At 71.1% G+C, this 1138-nt stretch carries 1 protein-coding gene; it reads left to right on the top strand.

Annotated features, from left to right (window positions below):
• The coding region (gene glyA, locus AQJ84_RS40215) for a serine hydroxymethyltransferase (protein WP_059198924.1) at positions 1 to 1138 on the top strand (1138 nt) is incomplete at both ends.

Raw genomic sequence — 1138 nt, 5'->3', positions numbered from 1 at the left:
AGAACTTCGCGCCTCTCGCGGTCATGGAGGCGCAGGGCTCGGTCCTCACCAACAAGTACGCCGAGGGGTACCCGGGCCGCCGTTACTACGGTGGCTGCGAGCACGTCGACGTCGCCGAGCAGATCGCGATCGACCGGGTCAAGGAGCTGTTCGGCGCCGAGTACGCCAACGTGCAGCCGCACTCCGGCGCCTCCGCCAACCAGGCCGCGCTGTTCGCGCTGGCCCAGCCCGGCGACACCATCCTCGGCCTGGACCTCGCGCACGGCGGCCACCTGACCCACGGCATGCGCCTGAACTTCTCCGGCAAGCAGTTCAACGTGGTCGCCTACCACGTGGACACCGAGACCGGTCTGGTCGACATGGCCGAGCTGGAGCGGCTCGCCAAGGAGCACCGCCCGAAGGTGATCATCGCGGGCTGGTCGGCCTACCCCCGGCAGCTGGACTTCGCCGAGTTCCGCCGGATCGCCGACGAGGTCGAGGCGTACCTGTGGGTCGACATGGCGCACTTCGCGGGTCTGGTCGCGGCCGGCCTGCACCCCAACCCCGTCGAGTACGCCGACGTCGTCACCTCCACCACCCACAAGACGCTGGGCGGCCCGCGCGGCGGCATCATCCTCGCCCGGCAGGCCTTCGCGAAGAAGCTGAACTCGTCCGTCTTCCCCGGCTTCCAGGGCGGCCCCCTGGAGCACGTGATCGCGGCGAAGGCGGTCTCCTTCAAGGTGGCGGCCTCGGAGGACTTCAAGGAGCGCCAGCGCCGTACGGTCGACGGCGCGCGGATCCTCGCCGAGCGCCTGACCGCGCCGGACGCCCGTGAGGCCGGGGTCAACGTGCTGTCCGGCGGCACCGACGTGCACCTGATCCTGGTCGACCTGCGCGAGTCCGAGCTGGACGGCCGGCAGGCCGAGGACCGCCTCCACGAGGTCGGCATCACGGTCAACCGCAACGCGGTCCCCGACGACCCGCGCCCGCCGATGGTGACGTCCGGTCTGCGCATCGGTACGCCGGCCCTGGCCACCCGCGGCTTCACCGCCGAGGACTTCGCCGAGGTCGCGGACGTCATCGCCGAGACCCTCAAGCCGTCGTACGACGTCGACGCGCTGAAGGCCCGGGTGAAGGCCCTGGCCGACAAGCACCCGCT

Origin of the sequence: Streptomyces resistomycificus (genome assembly GCF_001514265.1) — a bacterium.
Lineage (GTDB): Bacteria > Actinomycetota > Actinomycetes > Streptomycetales > Streptomycetaceae > Streptomyces > Streptomyces resistomycificus.
The sequence above is the reverse complement of the archived record's forward strand: the minus strand, read 5'-3'. Positions and strand labels throughout refer to the sequence as shown.